We start from the raw sequence: 596 nt of genomic DNA, 5'->3' as shown, positions 1-596 counted from the left end.
GCTTGAAGGTCCAGGTCTTGCCGTTGTCGCTGCTTTCCCAGGACGTGGCAAGCCCGGGGGAAAACTCCTCAGCACTGCCTGGCGCGTTATATACGACTAGTGTCTCGTAGATATTGCCCAGTACCCGCACTTCCTCCGAAAAGGCCGAGGCTGGATCCCAATCCTTGAAAGAGGCTCGATCAGCGACAACCAAGGTATTGTTTGCCGCATACACCAAACCACTGGTCAATGGCGCAGTAATGGACAGCGCCATCAACCCCGCCATCAATGTTCTTTTGAATTCCATAGGTGTTCCTCTTATTTTTATGGCGGGCCCAGCGGATCACTTGTAGAAACAGGCACTCATTCAACTGGAATGAATGATGTGATTGGCCGTTAACGAAACTGACATTTGAGTGGTGTATGGCATTATCGATCTGCCGCACGGCCAGCTCAATTTCGCGAGCACGAAGAAAAAAACGCCAGGTGACGCCCCAAAGCGTCACCTAGCGTCAACTTTAAAAAAAGACTAAAACAGCGGAGGGACGAGGTTGAACTCACCTTCTGATGGATGTACCAGTAGCCGCGACCTCACCTCGTCGGGAATCTCAGGGGCA

Annotated in this window: 1 pseudogene; it reads right to left on the bottom strand. The window is 51.8% G+C overall.

Annotated elements, in window-relative coordinates:
- Nucleotides 1-286 (bottom strand): annotated as a pseudogene (locus tag AC1DVH_RS32470) (ABC transporter substrate-binding protein); the annotation flags it as partial.
- Nucleotides 287-596: the final 310 nt, after the last annotated feature.

This window comes from Pseudomonas sp. P4_C3, assembly GCF_056402075.1.
This window is presented reverse-complemented; position numbering and strand designations above follow the sequence as displayed.